This window comes from Sinomonas mesophila (assembly GCF_001999765.1).
Taxonomy (GTDB): domain Bacteria; phylum Actinomycetota; class Actinomycetes; order Actinomycetales; family Micrococcaceae; genus Sinomonas; species Sinomonas mesophila.
In genome coordinates this window covers 16523-34897 of the sequence record NZ_KV908325.1, presented here as the reverse complement: position 1 = coordinate 34897, position 18375 = coordinate 16523, and the positions used below count along the sequence as shown (strand labels likewise).

General features: G+C 68.5%; 22 protein-coding genes. 16 read left to right on the top strand and 6 right to left on the bottom strand.

The features are described from left to right. Positions 1-188 precede the first annotated feature (188 nt). From BV907_RS05355 to BV907_RS05330, 6 genes are all read left to right on the top strand, one after another. A complete protein-coding gene (locus BV907_RS05355; RefSeq protein WP_175637377.1) occupies positions 189-785 on the top strand; it encodes a GntR family transcriptional regulator in 597 nt (198 codons plus the stop codon). A gap of 234 nt (positions 786-1019) precedes the next feature. Further along, complete coding sequence (locus BV907_RS05350; RefSeq protein WP_077488703.1) at positions 1020-1490, top strand: RidA family protein; 471 nt, start codon at positions 1020-1022, stop codon at positions 1488-1490. A gap of 96 nt (positions 1491-1586) precedes the next feature. Then, positions 1587-2615 carry an alanine racemase gene (locus BV907_RS05345; RefSeq protein ID WP_245827822.1) on the top strand — a complete coding sequence of 343 codons (1029 nt, stop codon included), beginning with the start codon at positions 1587-1589 and terminating at the stop codon, positions 2613-2615. Between the two features lie 39 nt (positions 2616-2654). After that, positions 2655-3389 (top strand): SDR family NAD(P)-dependent oxidoreductase, encoded by a 735-nt coding sequence (locus tag BV907_RS05340; RefSeq protein WP_077488701.1) that lies wholly within the window; start codon positions 2655-2657, stop codon positions 3387-3389. Between the two features lie 203 nt (positions 3390-3592). Further along, complete coding sequence (locus BV907_RS05335) at positions 3593-4639, top strand: homoserine dehydrogenase (RefSeq protein ID WP_077488700.1); 1047 nt, start codon at positions 3593-3595, stop codon at positions 4637-4639. Continuing rightward, positions 4632-6059, top strand: a complete 1428-nt coding sequence (locus BV907_RS05330; RefSeq protein ID WP_077488699.1) for an aldehyde dehydrogenase family protein — start codon at positions 4632-4634, stop codon at positions 6057-6059. The genes BV907_RS05335 and BV907_RS05330 overlap by 8 nt, the downstream gene beginning before the upstream one ends. A gap of 153 nt (positions 6060-6212) precedes the next feature. Here BV907_RS05330 and BV907_RS05325 read toward each other — a convergent pair whose 3' ends face one another. From BV907_RS05325 to BV907_RS05315, 3 genes are read right to left on the bottom strand one after another with little or no spacing between them, the layout of a single operon-like run. Further along, entirely contained in the window at positions 6213-6746 is a 534-nt protein-coding gene (locus tag BV907_RS05325) for an Lrp/AsnC family transcriptional regulator (protein WP_077488698.1), read from the bottom strand. 42 nt (positions 6747-6788) lie between these two features. After that, positions 6789-7553, bottom strand: a complete 765-nt coding sequence (locus BV907_RS05320) for an SDR family NAD(P)-dependent oxidoreductase (RefSeq protein ID WP_077488697.1) — start codon at positions 7551-7553, stop codon at positions 6789-6791. After that, entirely contained in the window at positions 7550-8722 is a 1173-nt protein-coding gene (locus tag BV907_RS05315) for an aminotransferase-like domain-containing protein (protein ID WP_342745515.1), read from the bottom strand. The genes BV907_RS05320 and BV907_RS05315 overlap by 4 nt, the downstream gene beginning before the upstream one ends. 199 nt (positions 8723-8921) lie before the next feature. On the opposite strand from BV907_RS05315, the gene BV907_RS05310 reads away from it, so the two are divergent. Further along, positions 8922-9821: a LysR family transcriptional regulator gene (locus BV907_RS05310; protein WP_077488695.1), complete on the top strand. Its 900-nt coding sequence runs from the start codon at positions 8922-8924 to the stop codon at positions 9819-9821. 99 nt (positions 9822-9920) lie between these two features. Here the strand turns inward: BV907_RS05310 and BV907_RS05305 are convergent, their stop codons facing one another. Then, positions 9921-10895 carry an ABC transporter substrate-binding protein gene (locus BV907_RS05305; RefSeq protein ID WP_245827810.1) on the bottom strand — a complete coding sequence of 325 codons (975 nt, stop codon included), beginning with the start codon at positions 10893-10895 and terminating at the stop codon, positions 9921-9923. 370 nt (positions 10896-11265) lie between these two features. On the opposite strand from BV907_RS05305, the gene BV907_RS18210 reads away from it, so the two are divergent. From BV907_RS18210 to BV907_RS18720, 5 genes are all read left to right on the top strand, one after another. Next, positions 11266-11460, top strand: a complete 195-nt coding sequence (locus BV907_RS18210; RefSeq protein ID WP_139346617.1) for a hypothetical protein — start codon at positions 11266-11268, stop codon at positions 11458-11460. After that, positions 11457-11615 carry a hypothetical protein gene (locus BV907_RS18730; protein WP_175637376.1) on the top strand — a complete coding sequence of 53 codons (159 nt, stop codon included), beginning with the start codon at positions 11457-11459 and terminating at the stop codon, positions 11613-11615. The genes BV907_RS18210 and BV907_RS18730 overlap by 4 nt, the downstream gene beginning before the upstream one ends. Before the next feature lie 112 nt (positions 11616-11727). Further along, positions 11728-11937, top strand: a complete 210-nt coding sequence (locus tag BV907_RS18205; RefSeq protein WP_139346616.1) for a hypothetical protein — start codon at positions 11728-11730, stop codon at positions 11935-11937. 58 nt (positions 11938-11995) lie between these two features. Beyond that, on the top strand, positions 11996-12139 hold the full coding sequence (locus BV907_RS18725) for a hypothetical protein (protein ID WP_175637375.1): 144 nt from the start codon (positions 11996-11998) through the stop codon (positions 12137-12139). 53 nt (positions 12140-12192) lie between these two features. Next, positions 12193-12339, top strand: coding sequence for a hypothetical protein (locus BV907_RS18720; protein ID WP_175637374.1), 147 nt, complete (start codon positions 12193-12195; stop codon positions 12337-12339). A gap of 15 nt (positions 12340-12354) precedes the next feature. On the opposite strand, the gene BV907_RS05295 is transcribed toward BV907_RS18720, so the two are convergent. Together BV907_RS05295 and BV907_RS05290 are read right to left on the bottom strand one after the other, a co-directional pair. Then, complete coding sequence (locus tag BV907_RS05295; protein ID WP_077488693.1) at positions 12355-12624, bottom strand: hypothetical protein; 270 nt, start codon at positions 12622-12624, stop codon at positions 12355-12357. A gap of 74 nt (positions 12625-12698) precedes the next feature. Continuing rightward, positions 12699-13064, bottom strand: coding sequence for a hypothetical protein (locus BV907_RS05290; RefSeq protein WP_077488692.1), 366 nt, complete (start codon positions 13062-13064; stop codon positions 12699-12701). Between the two features lie 108 nt (positions 13065-13172). Between BV907_RS05290 and BV907_RS05285 the strand changes: the two genes are divergently transcribed. From BV907_RS05285 to BV907_RS05275, 4 genes are all read left to right on the top strand, one after another. Further along, positions 13173-13412 carry a hypothetical protein gene (locus BV907_RS05285; protein ID WP_077488691.1) on the top strand — a complete coding sequence of 80 codons (240 nt, stop codon included), beginning with the start codon at positions 13173-13175 and terminating at the stop codon, positions 13410-13412. A 4-nt stretch (positions 13413-13416) separates the two neighbouring features. Next, complete coding sequence (locus BV907_RS18715) at positions 13417-13563, top strand: hypothetical protein (protein ID WP_175637373.1); 147 nt, start codon at positions 13417-13419, stop codon at positions 13561-13563. A 349-nt stretch (positions 13564-13912) separates the two neighbouring features. After that, a complete protein-coding gene (locus BV907_RS05280; protein ID WP_077488690.1) occupies positions 13913-17485 on the top strand; it encodes a proline dehydrogenase family protein in 3573 nt (1190 codons plus the stop codon). Positions 17486-17682: 197 nt separating this feature from the next. Next, positions 17683-18321 (top strand): GntR family transcriptional regulator, encoded by a 639-nt coding sequence (locus BV907_RS05275; RefSeq protein ID WP_077488689.1) that lies wholly within the window; start codon positions 17683-17685, stop codon positions 18319-18321. Positions 18322-18375: the final 54 nt, after the last annotated feature.

The following is an 18375-nucleotide window of genomic DNA, read 5'->3' as shown; positions in this document are numbered from 1 at the left end:
GTAGTGTCTGACGTCACTGTTTGATACTATCGTCAGGTGATCATGTGTCAAGGCCCACTCCCGACCGGGGGTGGCGCCATGAGCCACCTAGGGGTGTGAGGCAAATGGAGAAAAGGCCCTTCTCTGAGCCAGCTGGGGCAACTCTTGCGAGGACGCTTGCGCCCCGAGCCGCGCAGCGGACAACCCTCGTGGATCAGGTGGAGCACCGCATACGGAGAGAGATCATCCTCGGAACCCTCGACCCGGGTCGGCATCTGGTGGAGACAAGGCTCGCCGAGGATCTCTCGGTGAGCCGCGGCACCATCCGCGAGGCCCTGACCCGACTCGCCTCAACCGGCCTGGTGGAGTTCTCGCCCGGCTCCGGCAACCGGGTCCGCTACTTCAGCGACAGCGACATTGCCGAGATCGGGGAAGTCTTCGCAGCACTCGAAGGACGAGCGGCCCGGCACGCGGCGCTTCCCCCGTCCGAGAGCGCGGAGAAGGAGCTGAGGGATATCGCGGAACGCATGCGGGGGCTGCGGCTGCCGGATGACGTCGACGAGCTCATGAGGCTGGACCGGGAGTTCCACGGAACGTTGATGAGCCAGCAGCCCAGGGCAAAGCTGTTCGAGGCCTGGCAAAGCCTGGAGTCCCTTCTCGCCGTCATGATGGTGCCGATCATGCGGCGCGGAGTCGGCAGCGGCGACACGCAGGCCACTCGGCACCTGCTGCTCTTGGACGCCGCCATGACCGGCGACAGCGAGGTGCTGATCAAGGCTCTCGAAGAGCACTACTACCAAACGTAGGACCGCGTCCCCGTAAGGACATCTGCCGCGGCCCCTTCGAGGAGATCGCGGACGCCGCGCTCTTTATCGTCCCTTCGAGTCCCCTACAACACTCCTGATCAGCGGCGGCGACACCGCCCTCTAACACGCACTCACCACATTTCACATACGCAGAAGAGGACGCCGGCCGGACCGACCGATCCGTCCCCGTGGCCTGCCACGCCCTGCGGCTTTCAAGAGAGGACCTGAACTCACATGAGTGTTACCAAGACCGGCTCGGCAACAGACCGCCTCCGAGCCCTCGGCCGGGAGCTCCCGGTCCTCGCGGAGAATCCGTACTACATCCACCACAATGCGGTGGGCGAGAGCATCCACATCTCGGGCCAGCTGCCGTTCAAGGACGGCGTGCTGCTGGGCCAGGGCACTGTGGGGCAGGACGTTGACCTGGAGGCGGCGCAGGAGCTCGCGCGCCATGCCGCGCTCAACTGCCTCGCCGCCGCCGTGCAGGCGATCGGAGACCTGGAGCGGGTCCGGATCGTCCAGATGCTCGTCTTCGTGGCCAGCCCACCGGACTTCGGCCTGCAGTCCCAGGTCGCCAACGCGGCCAGCGAGCTTCTCATCGAGGTCCTCGGTGAGAACGGACGGCATTCCCGCACCGCGATCGGCGTCGCCGGGCTCCCGCGTACGAGCCCGGTCGAGATCCAGATGATCGTCACCGCCGTGTAGCGGCACTCCACCAAACCCCGAAACCATGAGGAGAAGGCGCTCGACGCGCTCGTCGAGCGCATCGACACCCCGGCCCCGATCATCCTGGCCGACGTGATGCAGGACAACATCGAGCGCATGCAGGCCTTCGCCGACCAGCGGGGCCTCCAGGTCCGGCCGCACGTCAAGACGCACAAGTGCGTCGAGATCGGCCGCCGCCAGGTCAACGCGGGTGCCGTAGGCATCACCGCGGGCAACGTAGGCGAGGCCGAGGTCTTCGCCGCGGCCGGCTTCGGCGACATCTTCATCGCCTACCCCGTCTGGGCCGCGGGGACCAAGGGCCCGAGGATCCGCAAGCTGGCCGAGACGACCCGCCTGCGGGTCGGCGTCGACAACCTCGCCGCCATCGACGTCCTCGCCGAGGCGATGGGGGACGACGCCGGGCGGCTGGAGATCGTGGTCGAGGTCGACTGCGGCGCCCGCCGCTCCGGCGTATCCCCTGAGGCGGCAGGCGAGCTGGCCGCCTCCGCGCGCAGCCGCGGCCTTGTCCCGGCGGGGGTGTTCACCTACCCGGGCCACGGCAGCGCCGGCCCCGACGCCCGCGAGCGTGCGGCACAGGACCAGGAGGCCGCCCTCACTGCCGCGGTGCGCAGCCTCAAGGCCGTGGGCATCACCCCGGAGGTGGTCAGCGCCGGCTCCACGCCCACCGTGGAGTTCGCCACCAACAGCGTGATCACCGAGATCCGCCCCGGCGAGTACGTGTTCAACGACCTCAACAACGCAAGGCTCGGCGCCTGCACCCAGGACCAGATCGCGCTGTTCGTCGCCGGCACCGTGGTCAGCGACCAGGTCCCCGGCCAGGTCATCCTCGACATCGGCACCAAGGCCATCGGCCGCGAGGGCAGCCCCGAGATCGGCTACAGCGGCATCGCGGGCACCACGGCCGTGCTGTCCAAGCTCAACGAGTACCACGGATTCCTCCCGCTCCCCGACGGGGACTTCCGCCCGAGCGTGGGCACCGTGCTCCCCGTCGTGCCCAACCACGTCTGCCCGGTCGTGGTGAACTTCGAGGAGTACATCGTCACCGACAGCACCGGCACCTCGCTCGAGCGCTGGCCCGTCGACGCCCGCGGATTCCTCGGCTGAGACGGCACCCCACTATCTATCATCAAGGAAGGGTCTGCCATGAGACTCGATAAAGTCACCGCCCTGGTCACGGGCGCCAACAGCGGCATCGGCCAGGCCGTGTGCTCCCACTTCCGCCGCGAAGGCGCCCGGCTGCTGCTCACCGGACGCAAGGAGCAGATCGACAGCGCCCAGCCCGAGGACGTCTACGTCCCCGGAGACCTCAACGACGAGGCCTTCGTCGAGCGTCTGGCCCGCGAGGCCGCCGAGACCTTCGGCACGATCGACACGGTCGTGCTCAACCACGGCCTCCAGGTTGTCAGCCCGCTGACCGAGATGTCCTACGAGGACGCGAAGAACACGCTGCACAGCAACCTGCTCAGCTCGGTCCTCGTGTTGAAGCACTTCGCGCCCCTCATGCCCGCCACGGGCGGCTCCTTCGTCCTCGTCAGCTCCCGCCTCGGCATGGTCGGCATGGCGGACCAGGTCCTGTACTCCGCCGCCAAGGGCGGGCTCATCATGCTCGCCAAGGGCGCGGCGATCGAGTGGGCCTCCCGGAACATCCGGGTCAACGTCGTCGCCCCCGGCCTGACCGCGACCCCGATCATCGAAGCCTCCATCCAGCGGCGACCCGATCCCGAGGCCTACCGCCGGCAGCGCGAGGGGCAGATCCCCCTCCAGCGCCTGGCCACCCCGGAGGAGGTCGCCGACGCCGTGCTCTTCCTCGCCTCGTCCGAGTCCTCCTACATCACCGGGGCAACCCTCCCCGTCGACGGCGGCTACACCGCCGCATGATGACCAGCTCTGAGCCCTCGGTCTGCAGTCGCAGACCGAGGGCTCAGTCATGAGTCCGGCGCCTCGCCTTCTCATGTGCGCGCCCTGACTGCCCTCCTTTGGTCAGTTCGCGAGGGGCAACGAGCAGATTGCGCATAGGACACTGACCCTCTTCCGACCGACGCTTGAGGGAGCAGCATCAACCCACTACCAACGGAGGATCCGTGGCCACGTACAGTCTTGCCCTCATCGGCTTTGGAGGCGTCAACCGCGCCCTGGCCGAGCTCATCCGCGACGAGCCCGAGCGTTTCGTCGCCCTTGGCTTCGAGCTGAAGGTCGTCGCCATCACCGACCTGGGCTTCGGCTCTCTCGTCCAGGCAGACGGCATCGACCTCGGAGCCGTTCTGGCCATGCCGCGTGGCGCGTCCTTCGCCGGCCTTCCTGGGGGAAGCGCCGAACCCCGCAACGAGGACGTCATCAAGAACAGCCCCGCGGACATCGTCGTCGAGGCGACGTTCACGAGCCCGATCGACGGCGAACCGGCTGTCTCGCATGTCCGCTGGGCCGTCGAAGCCGGCAAGCACGTCGTGACGACGAACAAGGGGCCGGTCGCACTGCACGGCGCCGAACTGTCGCGCCTGGCGGAGCAGAACTCGGTCCGGTTCGAATTCGAAGGCTCGGTCATGAGCGGGACGCCAGTCCTCCGCCTTGCACACACCATGCTCGCCGGCCTCCAGGTCAAGGGTGTCCAGGGAATCCTGAACGGGACGAGCAACTACGTCCTGGGCCAGATGGAGACGGGCCTCTCCCTCGATGAGGCCGTCTCAGAGGCGCAGGCCCTCGGCTATGCCGAGGCCGACCCCACTGCTGACATCGGCGGCTCCGACGTGCGCCTCAAGGTCGCCATCCTCGCCAACGAGCTGCTCGGCGCCAACCTCACTCCCGGCGACGTCGCTACGAAGGGCATCGAAGACATCACGCCCGATGACGTAGCTCGCGCCCTCGCGGAAGGCAACCGCTGGAAGCTCATCGGGCAGGCGGTCCGTCAGGAGGACGGCACCGTGACGGCCTCGGTGTGCACGCTCGCCCTGCCGGCGAGCCACCCGCTCGCCGGCATTTCCGGGGCGACCAACGCCGTGTCCTTCGACACGGATCTCCTCGGCCACGTCACGGTCTCTGGCCCGGGCGCCGGCCGCACTGAGACGGCGTACGCGCTGATCTCGGACATCATCGCCATCAACACAACCCTCAAGGGAGAGGTCCATGCCTGAGCCGACTCTGGAAGCAACGACGCCGGGGGCAACCCTGACCACGGTGGCAGCTGAACTGCAGGTCCGGGACAAGTACAACGGATCCCTCCTGGCCACGCTTCCGCAGTGCACCCCGGCCGGGGTGCTTGCCGACATCGAGCGAGCGACGGCGGCCGCAAAGACGGCAGCGGCCCTGCCGCGTCACGAGCGGGGACGCATCCTCGACACCGCCGCCGAGAACCTCAAGAAGTGCGCCGACGAGATCGCCGACCTCATCGTCGCGGAGGCTGGCAAGACCATCCAGCAGGCACGCAAGGAAGTGACCCGGGCCGTCAACACGCTCCGGCTCTCCGCAGACGAAGCCCGCCGGAGCGCTGGCGAGGTCATTCCGTTCGACGCGTTCGCGGGGTCTGAGAACCGGCAGGGCTGGTTCACGCGCGAGCCCCTCGGCCTCATCGCTGCGATCACCCCCTACAACGATGCGCTCAACCTCGTCGCCCACAAGCTGGGGCCTGCGATCGCGGGCGGCAACTCGGTGATCCTCAAGCCGTCGCAGCTCACTCCGCTGACGGCGATGCGGCTCGTCGAGCTGCTCGTCGAGGCAGGCCTGCCAACGGACGTCATCACGGTCGTCCTGGGGGACCGAGAGGTCGCGCAGACTATCGTCTCCTCCCGGCAGGTGCGCATGGTCTCCTTTACCGGAGGATTCGCCACGGGACGCGCCATCGCAGCCACCGCAGGCATCAAGCGGCTGTCGATGGAGCTCGGCGGCAACGCTCCGGTCATCGTCTTCGACGACGCGGACTTGGGCAAGGCGGTGGAATCCTGCGTCTCGGGCGCCTTCTGGGCGGCGGGGCAGAACTGCATCGGCGCGCAGAGGATCCTGGTCCAGCGCCCGGTCTACGAGGAGTTCCTCGGCGCCTTCGTCTCGGCCACGAAGGCCCTCGTCGCCGGGAACCCCGCAGACGAGCGCACCGACGTCGGGCCCATGATCAGCGTGGAAGCGGCCGCGACCGCGAAGGGCAAGATCGACGAGGCCGTGGCCCACGGCGCCCGCCTGCTTGCCGGCGGCACGCTCCACGGCTCGGTCCTGACGCCGGCTGTCCTCACCGATGTCCCGCACACGTGTGCGGCCTGGGCCGAGGAGGCCTTCGCTCCCCTCATGCTCGTGGAGCCCTTCGACACCACCGAGGAAGCGATCAGTCTCGCCAACGACTCTGACTACGCTCTCCAGGCGGGCCTCTTCACCAAGGACCTGGACCGCGCCCTCCGCACTGCGAAGGCCATCGAAGCAGGCGGCGTGATGATCAACGACTCCTCCGACTACCGGTTCGATGCCATGCCCTTCGGAGGCGCAAAGTACGGGAGCATGGGCCGCGAAGGAGTCAGGTTCGCCTATGAGGAGATGACCCAGCCCAAGGTGGTCGCGATCGCCTCTTAGACCCCCCAGATCCTCATTGCGGGTAGCACGCCTGGCCTCTGGGGCCTGGCACTGACTCCAGAACCAGGCCACCGCGATGAGCCCGCCGGAAATACCGGCAGGGTGCTGGGGCCCGACTCCTTGCCCGGGCCTCAGCACCCCCTATTTCTTGTCTCAACCCAAACGCTTGTCACCGCCCACGCGGCGGTCGATCACCGTGGAGAGGGAGAAGGCAGTGGTCATGTCCTTCACCCCGGGCAGCTCCGAGACCAGCCTCCAGATCTCCCGGATCCGATCGGCATCACGGGCCTCAACCCGCACGACGAGATCAAGCTCTCCACTCACGACGTCGCAGGTCACCACCTCCGGCAGCGCCCGGAGGCCGGCGATGACGTCGCTGCCCCGCATCCGATCGGAACGGTGCACGAGAAGGATGGCGCTGACGGGCCGCTCGCCGTCGAGAACCGCTTCCTTGATGGTGTAGCCGCGAATATATCCTTCACGTTCCAGCCGCTCGATCCGCGCCCGGACGGCATTTCGGGAGAGCAGCACCTTCTCCCCCAGTTGAGCGTGACTGATCCTGGCATTGGCACGCAGAGCAGCCAGAATACTGGCGTCGATCTCGTCCGGCGGATTCTTCGACACGTGAATTTCTCTCCCATGAGATGGCTGCAGCACCACCTGCTGGGATGGCTGGACATCAAGCATATCGGTGGCACCTTCACCGGGCGCCCTCGCCTCGCTCAGCGACTACTGGGCGAGATATCCGCCGTCGACGGGAATCGAGACCCCGGTGACGTAGGACGCGTCCGGGCTGGCCAGATAGGCGACCGCGGCGGCGACGTCGCCCGGGTCCGCGATGCGCTTGAGCGGAATGGCGTCGGCCACGCGGCGCATGGTCCCCTCGGGGTCATCCTGGTTCGACACCCACTCGGCATAGAGGGGGGTGTTGGTCATTCCCGGGGCGACCGCGTTGACCCGGATGTTGTGCGGTGCGAGTTCCACGGCAGCAGCCCTCGTGAGGGCGAGAAGGGCCCCCTTGCTGGCGCTGTAGATCGACATCGTGGGCACTCCGATGCTCGCGAGGCGCGAGGTGATGTTGATGATCGCCCCACCGTCGCCCGTGTCCCTCATGGCACGGCCTGCTGCCTGGAGGCAGGAGATGGCACCGAACGTGTTCGTCTCGAAGGTCTGCACGATCTCGCTGGCGGGGACGTCCAGCAGGGGCCCGATATGGTCGATCGCAGCGTTATTGACGAGGACGTCCAGACGGCCGGCAAGCATCAGGGTCTCCTCGATCAGGGTGTCTGCGGCATCCGGTTGTGCGAGGTCGGCCCGAAGGAAGTGCCCGTTCGGCCCGAGTTCTCGGGCGACGCTTGTGCCGCGCTCCGTGGAACGGCCGCTGATGACGACGGTGAGCCCGTCGGCTGCCAGTCTCTTCGCGATCGCGATCCCGATGCCCGACGTGGCGCCGGTCACGAGTGCGGTCCGCGTAGAGTGGGCTGTCGCGGTCACCGGGGGGCCTCCGCCGCGGCGACAAGCAACTCCTCATCGAGGGCCGCGCCCAGGCGCTCGACGCCCTCCCTGATCCGCTCAGGGGTCGAGGTCGCAAAGCACACCCGGAGGGCGTTGCGGAAACCGCCCGAAGCCGCGAACGCGGGCCCCGGAATATACGCGACGCCGTGGGCCAGGGCCCTGGGGAAGAGCTTCTCTGTGTCAATGCCCCCGTATCGGCCGTCAAGGGTGAGCCAGAGGAAGAAGCCGCCTTCGGGATGGGTGGCGACGACCTCGCTGCCGAACCGCTGGCCCAGAGACCGCAGGAGCGCTTCCTTCCGGTCCCGGTAGACGGCGCGCAGATGCGAGAGGTGGGCGTCCAAGGCCCCTTCGGCCAGGAAGGCCGCCACGACGTGCTGCAGAGGCACGTTCGTGCAGGTGTCCATGGCCTGCTTGGCGTTGACCGCGAGCTGTCGCAGCGCGGGGTCCAGGTCCATCCAGCCGATCCTCAGGCCGGGAGCGAGAATCTTCGAGAACGTGCGGACCTGCACGAGGCGCGGATTGCCGGGACTCAGTTCCGCGAAGCCGGGAACCTCCGTGCCGTCGAAGCGCAGGGCGCCATACGGGTCGTCATCGATGATGACGGCGTCCCATTCCTTGGCGAGTTCGAGCAGGAGCCGACGGCGGGGCTCGGAGAGTGTGGCCCCCGAGGGATTCTGGAAGTTGGGGATGGTGTAGATGACACGGGGGGTCTTGCCCGCGCGGGCCACGAAGTCTGGGAGCGCCTCGACGATCATCCCGTCGTCGTCGATCGGCACCTCCAGGAGGCTGGCCTCGTAGCTCAGCGCGGTGCTGATGCCATTCGTGTAGGTCGGCGCCTCGACCACCACGAGGTCGCCCGGATCAACCAGCAGCTTGAAGGCGACGTCGAGACCCTGCATGCCGCCGGTTGTGATGAGGAGACGGTCTGCATCAGCCTCGAGGCCCTGGCGCCGCAGGTAGGACTGCAACTGGGCACGGAGCTCGGGCTCCCCCTCGGTCGCCCCGTAGTCGAAACTGCCGGCGGGAGCGGCCGCGAAGAGACGCGCGAATTCTGCCTCGGGGACGAGCTCCGCGTTGGGGGCGCCCATCGCAAAGCGCACGATGTCGTGCGTCTGGCTCGCGAGCAGCGACGTGGAGGAATCGATCACGGAGCCCCCGAGCAGGCTGGCCCGAGAGGCAAGGCGGAGTGTTGGCGTGGACGTGGTCAAGGTGCCTCCTAAGACCGAAGTGATTCTTCACCCACGCTACGAACAGCGATCCGTAAGAGGAATGGGCATCGTCTTGCCCATATCCTTAAGCCAGAATTCACAATGACGGGATGCCCAGGGCTCACGAGGAGGACAGTTCATGCTGGAGGTTCGGCGGCTGGTGCTGCTGCGGGAACTGGGAGCACGCGGGAGCATCGCAGCCGTTTCCCGCTCCGTAGGCATCAGCTCCTCAGCCATCTCCCAACAGCTTGCCAAGCTCGAAGACGAGGTCGGCCTGCGCCTGCTCGAACAGGTCGGCCGGCACGTGCATCTCACCCAGGCCGGACGTCAGCTCGTCCGTACCGCCGATCAGGTAGTGGCAGTCCTCGAGGATGCTGAGGCTGAGCTCGAAAGGCGGCGGAGCCGCGTGCAGGGCGTAGTGCGGCTTGCTGCATTCAGCACCTTCGCACTGCGATATCTGCCAGACGTGGTGCGTCGCTTGGCCGAGACGCACCCCGATGTCGTCCTGGAGTTCGACCAGCTGGAACCGGCTGCGGCCCTCGACGTTGTGACCGGGAGGCGCGCGGACATCGCGGTGATCGACGAGTACCCGCACTCCCCGCGTCGTGTTGATTCAGAAGTGAGGCGCTTCCACCTTCTGCGAGACGGCTTCACCGTCTTCGTCCCCCACGAGGTGGGCTCGATCCACGAGCTGGCCCGGCTGCCTTGGGTGTTCGAGCCCGCCGAGAGCGATGCGGCCCACTGGGCGAGGCGTTTGTGCCGGGAGGCCGGATTCGAGCCCATTGTCCGATTCGAATCACCCGATTTGCGCCTCCACCACGGTCTCGCGGTGGCAGGGGTGGCCGCAGCGCTGCTTCCCGACATGCTGTTCGGCGGCTCGAGCGTCCCACTCCAGGAACCGACGTACCGCTTCGACTGGCCGCAGAGCTCCGTCACGGAACTCCACCGAGACGTCTATGCAGTCATTCGCCCGGGAGCCCAGAACCGACCAGCCGTGGCCGCGGTGCTCGGGCATCTGCAGGCTCCTTCCGCCCCGTGAGGGCGCGCGCCGGAAGGGTGAGGGAGACGGAAGGGTGAGGGAGACGGGCATCCCCGCCCACGGCGCTGCGGCCGTGGGCGGGGACGGGTGATGTGCGCGCTAGTTGAGCTTGGCGTCGGCGATGGCCCCGAACTCAAGACCCCAGGTCTCGAGGGCCTCCTTGTACTCCGGGGTTCCCAGGATCGACTGGATCGCCGCCTGCATGGCCGGGGTCAGCGGCGAGCCCTTCTTCAGGCCCACTGCCGTGATACCGGTGCCACCGACGTTGAGCGGAGGGGTGAGCATCTGGAACGAGCCCGGCTGTTGCGTCTGAGCCCATGCGAGCGCAGTCGTGTCGTAGAGGATCGCGTCGATCCGCTTGGCATGGAGCTGGACCAGGGCCTCCTGGACGTTCGGCAGGGTCACCGGGTTGATGGCCGGCTTGCCCTGGGAGACGCAGGTCTTCTCGCTCAGGGCGGGGAGCCGCAGGAGCTGCCCGGTGGAGCCCTGGGTGACGGCGACGTCCTTGCCGCACAGGGTCTCGTTGGTGAAGTTCTGCGGGTTGCCCGCGTTCACTCCGATGGAGGTGCCGCCCTTGAAGTAGTCGATCATGTCCAGGACCTTGAGCCGCTCCTCGGTCTTCGCCATGCTCGACACGGTGAAGTCGAAGCGGCCACCGTCGAGGCCCGGGATGATCGAGTCGAACTTCGTGTCCACGAACTTGAGCCTGAGGTCGAGCTTCTTGGCGATGAGCCGGGCGATGTCCGGATTGAGACCGATCGGGGTCTGGTTGTCCTCCGCGAGGAAGTCCGTCGGCGGATCGTGCAGGTCCGTCGAAACCGTGAGCTCGCCCTTGTCCTTGATGGACTGCGGGACCAGGCCTACAGCCTTCGGGTCCGGCTGGACGCCCTCGGAGATGTCCCTCACGCCTCGTTCAGTGGAGCTCGGGTTCGCAGCCGTGGCGCCGGCGGCGTTGCCGCAGGCACTCAGGGCCAGGAGGAGGGCCAAGGCCACGGCAGCGACGCGGACTGTGTGTCGTCGCTGGATGGAGCCGTGCGATGCGGGGCGAGATGGTGGCGTGGTGAGCGTCGTCAAGGTGCCTCCTGAAGCCGAAGTGACGTGCGTCACCCACGCTAGGAACTCCTACCTGCAAGAGGAACGGGAATCGTCTTGGCCATACCGTTAAGTCCAGCTTCACATACACCCACCCAGGGCGCACCCTCGCGGCCGCGGCTCCCTAGATCCCTTGACACAGGATTGTCCAGCGGTACTATCGAACAGTGATGTAGGACACAATTGTCCGACAGAATTGCCACAGAGCCAGACCAAGGAGTTGGGAGCCATGGTGGATGTCGATGACGTCGTCCATGTATGGAGCCGTTCCGGCAACCGGACGCCCAGTGACCGCTTGGGCCTCTTTGCCCGAGCATTGACTGCGGATCGTCCCCTGGGCCCCTATCGGGCCTTGGACGATGAACAGGAGGACAGGGCGATCCTCGCCCTGTGGCGCGTGGACCGTCCCCACGCCACCATCGCGGACCTGCACCAGGCGCCGCCTCTGTCCCTCTCCTGCTACCGCCAGCTGCTGCACGACCTCGCCCGAGGCGGGCTGGGTCCCCTGTTCTCCCGCCGGGGCTCCCTCGTAGGGAGCCTGCTGTGAAGCGGCGCACCCCCCGGAGCTCTGGCTTCCCGGCGCCCGTCTCCCCTCGGCCCGGCGCCGCGACCCCGCTCCCAGGCCAGGCCCAAGACGTCGATTCCCACGAGCGGCTGATCCGCAAGCTCGACATCGCAGTCCTCCTCGAAGAACTGCTCTGACCCCCTCCATCCCGCGGCACGTGGACTCCTTCTCAGTGTGATCTAGCCAACAGTAAATTGTTGACAATCAACTGTTGGCGCGGGATACTTGAGGAAACAAAGGAGCGGCATCATGAAATCGCGATCCCTCTGCGCACAACGGAAGATGGCCCAGCGGCTCCCGCTGGAACACAGCCACGGCATCTACACTCCCGCCTCCCGCATCTCCGGGAAGGACTGGATGTTCCTCAACAACGAGGGCTTCGTGGCCGTCGACCACGGCGCGGACAGGGACGTGACCATGCTCGCCCTCGGACCGGGCGACGCTCCGTCCTTCGGCTGAAAGCCCGCTCCCCCCTCCCCCCAACGGCTCGCCCCACCCCTCACGAGAGGCTGATGCAATGAAGCAGTCAGATACCTCCACCATCTCGCTTCCGACGGGCCAGCAGCGCGCGGTCTCGGCACAGTGGAACGCGACCTCCCGGGGTACGTTCCACTGCGAGGACGTCTCGTGCGTGTACTGCTCCGGACCTGAGACGGACTAGCCGCGCAGAGCAGCACGAAGAACTCGGCCGGACATCCCATGTTCCACGCCTACATGACCGCAATGGTCCTGATCCTGGCAGCGGGAGTGGCCTGCACGCTGCTGTCCGAGACCCACCTCGCCCTCGCCGGCGGGCTCGGCCTCATGACGCTCGGCGGCGGGGGCCTCTCTGCGGGCTGGATGACCCGGCCCCGCCGATAACAGGCGGCACGCGGCTCAGCGGAAGGCCCCCGGGAACTGGGCGATGAGGCCGTCACTCAGGTCGTCCGCGAGCATGAGCATGTGCGTCTCGGCCTCGTCGTAGACGTCGATGCCGTGGGCGTAGTTGCCCGTCAGCTCGTCAGTCGCGTACACGATCGTCTGGTCAATGTGGCCCTTCATCATGTCCCGCATCTCCGCCTGCGGCCAGTTCTTCGGGTTGGCCGAGGACAGGAAGTCCGCGATCGCGTCCGCATTGGCGTAGACGGCCGACGTCGCGGCCTCCACCCCGGTGTTGTCGCCGGCCCTGGCGGCCTGCAGGAGGGAGACAAAGCCCGCGATGTGCTCCTGCAGGAGCGCGGTCAGGCGGTTCGCCGCGCGGAGTCGCCGTAGAACGGCGCGATCGCGGCCCCGATGTCGGCCTGATTCTCGAGCAGCCGGTCCGCGCTGGCCCCGAACCCCGGCGAGCCCGCGGCGAAGTCCGTGATGGCCATGCGCGTCCACTCCATGTGCTGGTTCCACAGCAGCCGCATGTCCATGCGGAGCCGCATCTGCGCCGCCGGCACGGAGGCGACGCTGACCTGCCCCACCGCCGCGGCGACCGCGTGCTGCCCGTGGTGACCCGTCGCCGTCGTCTGCGATGCGCAGCCGGCGAGCCCGCCGCCGAGGGCGAGCGACGCGATGAGCACGGCGGCGGCCAGCCGCCCGCCCGAAGCCCGGTGTTCCATGATGGCCTCCTTTGTCCTTGCGGGCTCTCGCCCGTGCCTCCTTGTGGCACGCACGGCCGAGGTCTTACCGGGGGGTAAGAACCGCGCCGCGGAGGACACTCACGGGGTATGAGCATCCAGTGGGACGCGGAAGCGCGCAGCGGGGCCGAGGCGCCCCGCGACGAAGGGGAACGGATCGTGGCGTGGCGCGCCCGCCTGCTCCGCGACGCCGGGTTCCCTGCTACTCTCGCGGCACGGATGGCGGCCTCGCGGGGCGTGGACATCCACGAGCTCCTCAACCTCGTGGACCGCGGCTGCCCGCCGGAACTCGCGGTCCGCATCGCCGGGCCGCTCGAGCCCGGGAGGTGAGGGCGTGGACGGCATGGGCTCCCCCAGCGTCTCCCCGAGCGCGGGGACCTCGCCCGCGCACGCGGCGCACGACGGCGGCGACTGGGTCGCGCTGCTCAGCTCGCCCGGGCCGGGCACGCCGAGGCGCTGGCCCGCCTGCACGAGCTCCTGACGAAGGCCTGCCGCCACCAGATCTCCCTCATGCTCGTGCTGCTCGCCGCGGCCGACGCCGGGCAGGATCCCCAGGCGGCGCTGACGCGCCTCGCCTAGCCAGTGGCTCGCCGCCCGGCCCCTCAATACATCGTCAAACCCGAAGAATATCGTCCGGGAATCATCGCTTTTCGTTAATCGCATGTTTCCCCATACTGGGATCAGAAGGGCCGACCCGGAGGCGCATCCGGGTATCCACTCGCCGCTCGGCGGCCCCTCGGGGAGCGGCTTTCACGTGCCAGCCAGACGGCGACCCAGCACCCGTGCATGGGTCAGTCGTCTCTGCGCTGTGCCTGTTTCGAGGAGTACCCATGACGATCACCAGTGCCCCGGGCGGCAGCCGACTCGTGCGGCCGCAGGACCTCGCGGACGATGCCGTCGCCCTGGTCCGCCGTTGGCTCGCCGAGGGCGCGAAGGTCCCCGTCGACGCCTCCGCCGCACAGCTTGCCGGCGTGCTGCAGGACGCGAACGGGCTCGACTTCACCGTCGGGTTCGTCGACGGCGTCGTCCGCCCCGAGGACCTGTCCGTCGCCGCGCGGAACCTCAAGGCGCTCGCGCCCAAGGTCCCGGCCTTCCTGCCCTGGTACATGAAGTCCGCCGTCGCCCTCGGCGGGACGCTCGCGCCGGTGATCCCCGGCGTCGTCATCCCCGTCGCCCGCCGAGTGCTGCGGGACATGGTCGGCCACCTCATCGTCGACGCGACGGACGCCAAGCTCGGCCGCTCGATCGCCAAGATCACGAAGGACGGCATCCGGCTCAACGTCAACCTCCTCGGCGAGGCGATCCTCGGCGAGGGCGAGGCCTCCCGCCGGCTCGAGGGCACCCGGCGCCTGCTCGCGCGCGACGACGTCGACTACGTCTCGATCAAGGTCTCCTCGACCGTGGCCCCGCACAACCACTGGGCCTTCCACGAGGCCGTAGAGCACATCATCGAGAAGCTGGCACCGCTCTACCGGCTCGCCGCGTCCTCCCGCCCGCAGAAGTTCATCAATCTGGACATGGAGGAGTACAAGGACCTCGAGCTGACCATCGCGGTCTTCACGCGCCTCCTGGACCGCCCGGAGTTCCGGGGCCTCGAGGCCGGGATCGTGCTCCAGGCCTACCTCCCGGACGCGCTCGGGGCGATGATCCGCCTGCAGGAGTGGGCCGAGGCCCGCGTCGCCGCCGGCGGCGCGCCGATCAAGGTCCGCGTCGTCAAGGGCGCCAACCTGCCGATGGAGCGGGTCGACGCCGACCTCCACGGCTGGCCGCTGGCCACGTGGGGCACCAAGCAGGACTCCGACACCTCCTACAAGGCCGTGCTCGACTACTCGCTGACCCCCGAGCGGATCGCGAACGTGCGCATCGGCGTCGCCGGCCACAACCTCTTCGACGTCGCCCTCGCCCATCTCCTCGCCCAGGCCCGCGGCATCAGCTCCGGCCTCGACTTCGAGATGCTCCTCGGCATGGCCACGGGCCAGGCCGAGGCCGTCAAGAGGGACGTCGGCTCGCTGCTCCTCTACACGCCGGTGGTCCACCCGGGCGAGTTCGACGTCGCGATCGCCTACCTGATCCGCCGCCTCGAGGAGGGCGCGAGCCAGGAGAACTTCATGTCCGCCGTCTTCGAGCTGGACAAGAACGAGCCCCTCTTCGAGCGCGAGAAGCAGCGCTTCCTCGCCTCCCTCGACGCGCTCACCGGCGAGGTCCCCGGCCCGAACCGGAACCAGGACCGGAGCGCGTTCGACGCCGGGGCCGCCCTCGCGGAGGAGACCCGCCGCGCGGAGCTGACCCGGCAGGCCGGCGTGAACGCCTATGGCGGCCCGACGGCGAGCTTCGCCAACACCCCGGACACCGACCCCGACCTCCCGGCCAACCTCGCCTGGGGCCGGGCCATCCTCGCCCGGGTCCCCTCCTCGAGGCTGGGCCAGGCCACCGCCGACTCCCACGAGCTCGGCACCCAGGCCGAGCTCGACGCCGTCCTGGACACCGCCGTCGCCCGCGGCGCCGAGTGGGGCGCCCTGAGCGGCGCCGAGCGCGCGGCCGTGCTGCACCTCGCCGGCGTCCGGCTCGAGGCCCGCCGCGCCGAGCTGCTCGAAGTCATGGCGTCGGAGTGCGGCAAGACCCTCGACCAGGGCGACCCCGAGGTCTCCGAGGCCATCGACTTCGCCCACTACTACGCCGAGCTCGCCAAGGAGCTCGACGCGGTCGACGGCGCCGAGTTCGTCCCGTCGAAGCTCACCGTCGTGACCCCGCCGTGGAACTTCCCGGTCGCGATCCCGGCCGGCTCGGCCCTCGCCGCCCTCGCCGCGGGCTCCGCCGTCGTCATCAAGCCCGCGCGGCAGGCCCGCCGCTCCGGCGCCGTCATGGTCGAGGCCCTCTGGGAGGCCTTCGACGAGGCCGGCGTCGACCGCGGCGTCCTGCAGTACGTGCAGGTCTCGGAGCGGACGCTGGGCGCGCGCCTGGTCTCGCACCCCGCCGTCGACCGCGTCATCCTCACCGGCGGCTACGAGACCGCCGAGCTGTTCCGCTCCTTCCGCAAGGACCTGCCCCTCCTGGCCGAGACGTCCGGCAAGAACGCCATCATCGTCACCCCCAGCGCCGACCTCGACCTCGCCGCGCGGGACGTCGTCCAGTCCGCCTTCGGCCACGCCGGGCAGAAGTGCTCCGCGTCCTCGCTCGTCATCCTCGTCGGCTCGGTCGCGACGTCCCGCCGCTTCAACCAGCAGCTCGTCGACGCGGCCCGCTCGCTCAAGGTCGGCTACCCGGTCGACCCGCAGACGCAGATGGGCCCGATCATCGAGCCCGCGGAGGGCAAGCTCCTGCGCGGCCTCACGACGCTCGGCGCCGAGGAGAACTGGGTCCTCGAGCCCCGCCAGCTCGATGAGAGCGGCACGCTCTGGAGCCCGGGCGTGCGCGCCGGCGTCCGCCGCGGGAGCGAGTACCACAAGACCGAGTACTTCGGCCCGATCCTGGGCATCATGACCGCCTCGACGCTCGAAGAGGCGGTGGCGATCGTCAACGAGATCGACTACGGCCTCACCTCCGGCCTGCACTCCCTCGACCCGGCCGAGCTCGCCTACTGGCTCGAGAACGTCCAGGCCGGCAACCTCTACGTCAACCGCGGCATCACCGGCGCGATCGTGCGCCGCCAGCCCTTCGGCGGGTGGAAGAAGTCCGCGGTCGGCGCGGGCACCAAGGCCGGCGGCCCGAACTACCTCGTCGGGCTCGGCGCCTGGAGGGACGCCCCGGTCCGCGAGGCCCGCCTGGCGTCGCTCACCCCGCAGGCCAGCACGCTCCTCTCGGCCGCCCGCGCGGCCGGCACGACGCCGGCCGACCTCGCCTGGCTCGAGGCCGCCCTCGCCTCCGACGCCGAGGCGTGGCGCGCCGAGTTCGGCGCCGCCCGGGACGTCTCCGGCCTCGAGGCCGAGCGCAACGTGTTCCGCTACGCGCCCGTCCCCGCCGTGATCCGCTACGAGGCCCCGACCAGCGGGCACGGCGTGGCCGAGCTGCTCCGCGTCGCCTCCGCCGCCCTCACGGCGTGGGGCACGGGCGTCCCGCAGGGCGCGGTGGTCAGCACCGCCGCGCCGCTCCCGGCCGACGTCGACCGCGCCCTCCGCGCGGCCGGGCTCGCCCCGGTCGTCGAGGACGCCGCGGCCTGGGCCAAGCGCGCCGGCTGCCTCGCGGCCCAGACAGGCCCCGACTCCGGCGCCCGCATCCGCCTCATCGGCGGCTCGGCGCTCGCCACGGCGGAGGCCGCCAACGGCAAGCCCGACGTCGCGGTCTACGCGAACGACGTCGTCGCCGCCGGCCGCGTCGAGCTCCTCACTTTCCTCCGGGAGCAGGCGGTCTCCATCACGGCCCACCGGTTCGGCACCCCGAACAAGCTCTCGCGGGACGCCATCTGACGCTTCAGGAACCGGCGAGGCCCCGGCACCTGCTGACGCAGGCGTCGGGGCCTCTCGGCGTTCAGCAACCTCCTCGAAAGATTGCCGCAGATCATTGTCAACTATTTACAATGATGATACATTTTTTCTAGTGCCCGTAGTTACTCTCTACGGACTCGAGCTCGCAGCCATCGTACGAGGAAGGGAGAGTGAGCGGAATGAAGGAATTTGGCCTAGTCGCCATGAAGCCCCAATCGACGTCTGTCAAGGTTGCCGATCAATTGCGCGAGCGCATTATCGACGGTTACTTCGCCCCCGGCCAGCAGATCAACGAATCGCTCGTCTCGAGCCAGCTGAACCTCTCCCGCGGCCCCGTCCGCGAGGCGCTGCAGCGACTGAGCCAAGAGGGACTGCTCGTCAGCAAGCCCAACCGCGGCGTGTTCGTCGTCGAACTGACGCCGAAGGATGTGGACGAGATCTATGGCGTCCGCGAGATCCTCGAGCTTGGCGCGGCCCAGATCATCATGGCCCAGCCTGCCGAGCGGCGAGAGGAAGTCGCCGAGGAGCTCAGGAAGGTCGCCGTGCGGCTCACAGAAGCCGCAGGAGAAGACGACTGGGAAAGCGTCTTCAAACTCGATCTTGAATTCCACACGACACTCGTCTCGGAATCCGGAAATTCCCGGCTGCTGCGCGCCTACACCACCCTGGCCGCCGAGACCTTGATGTGCATGCGGAACCTCGAGCAGTCCTACCCTGCGTCGAGCTCCGTGACCACGCACCTCATGATGGCCGAGATGATCGGCGAGGGTTCGATGGACGAGGTCCGCTCCGCCTTCCACCGCCACCTCACCGTCTGACCCTTTCGGGTACGTATCTCGTCGCCAAAAGCGGATTCCGGGTACAGCGACGGG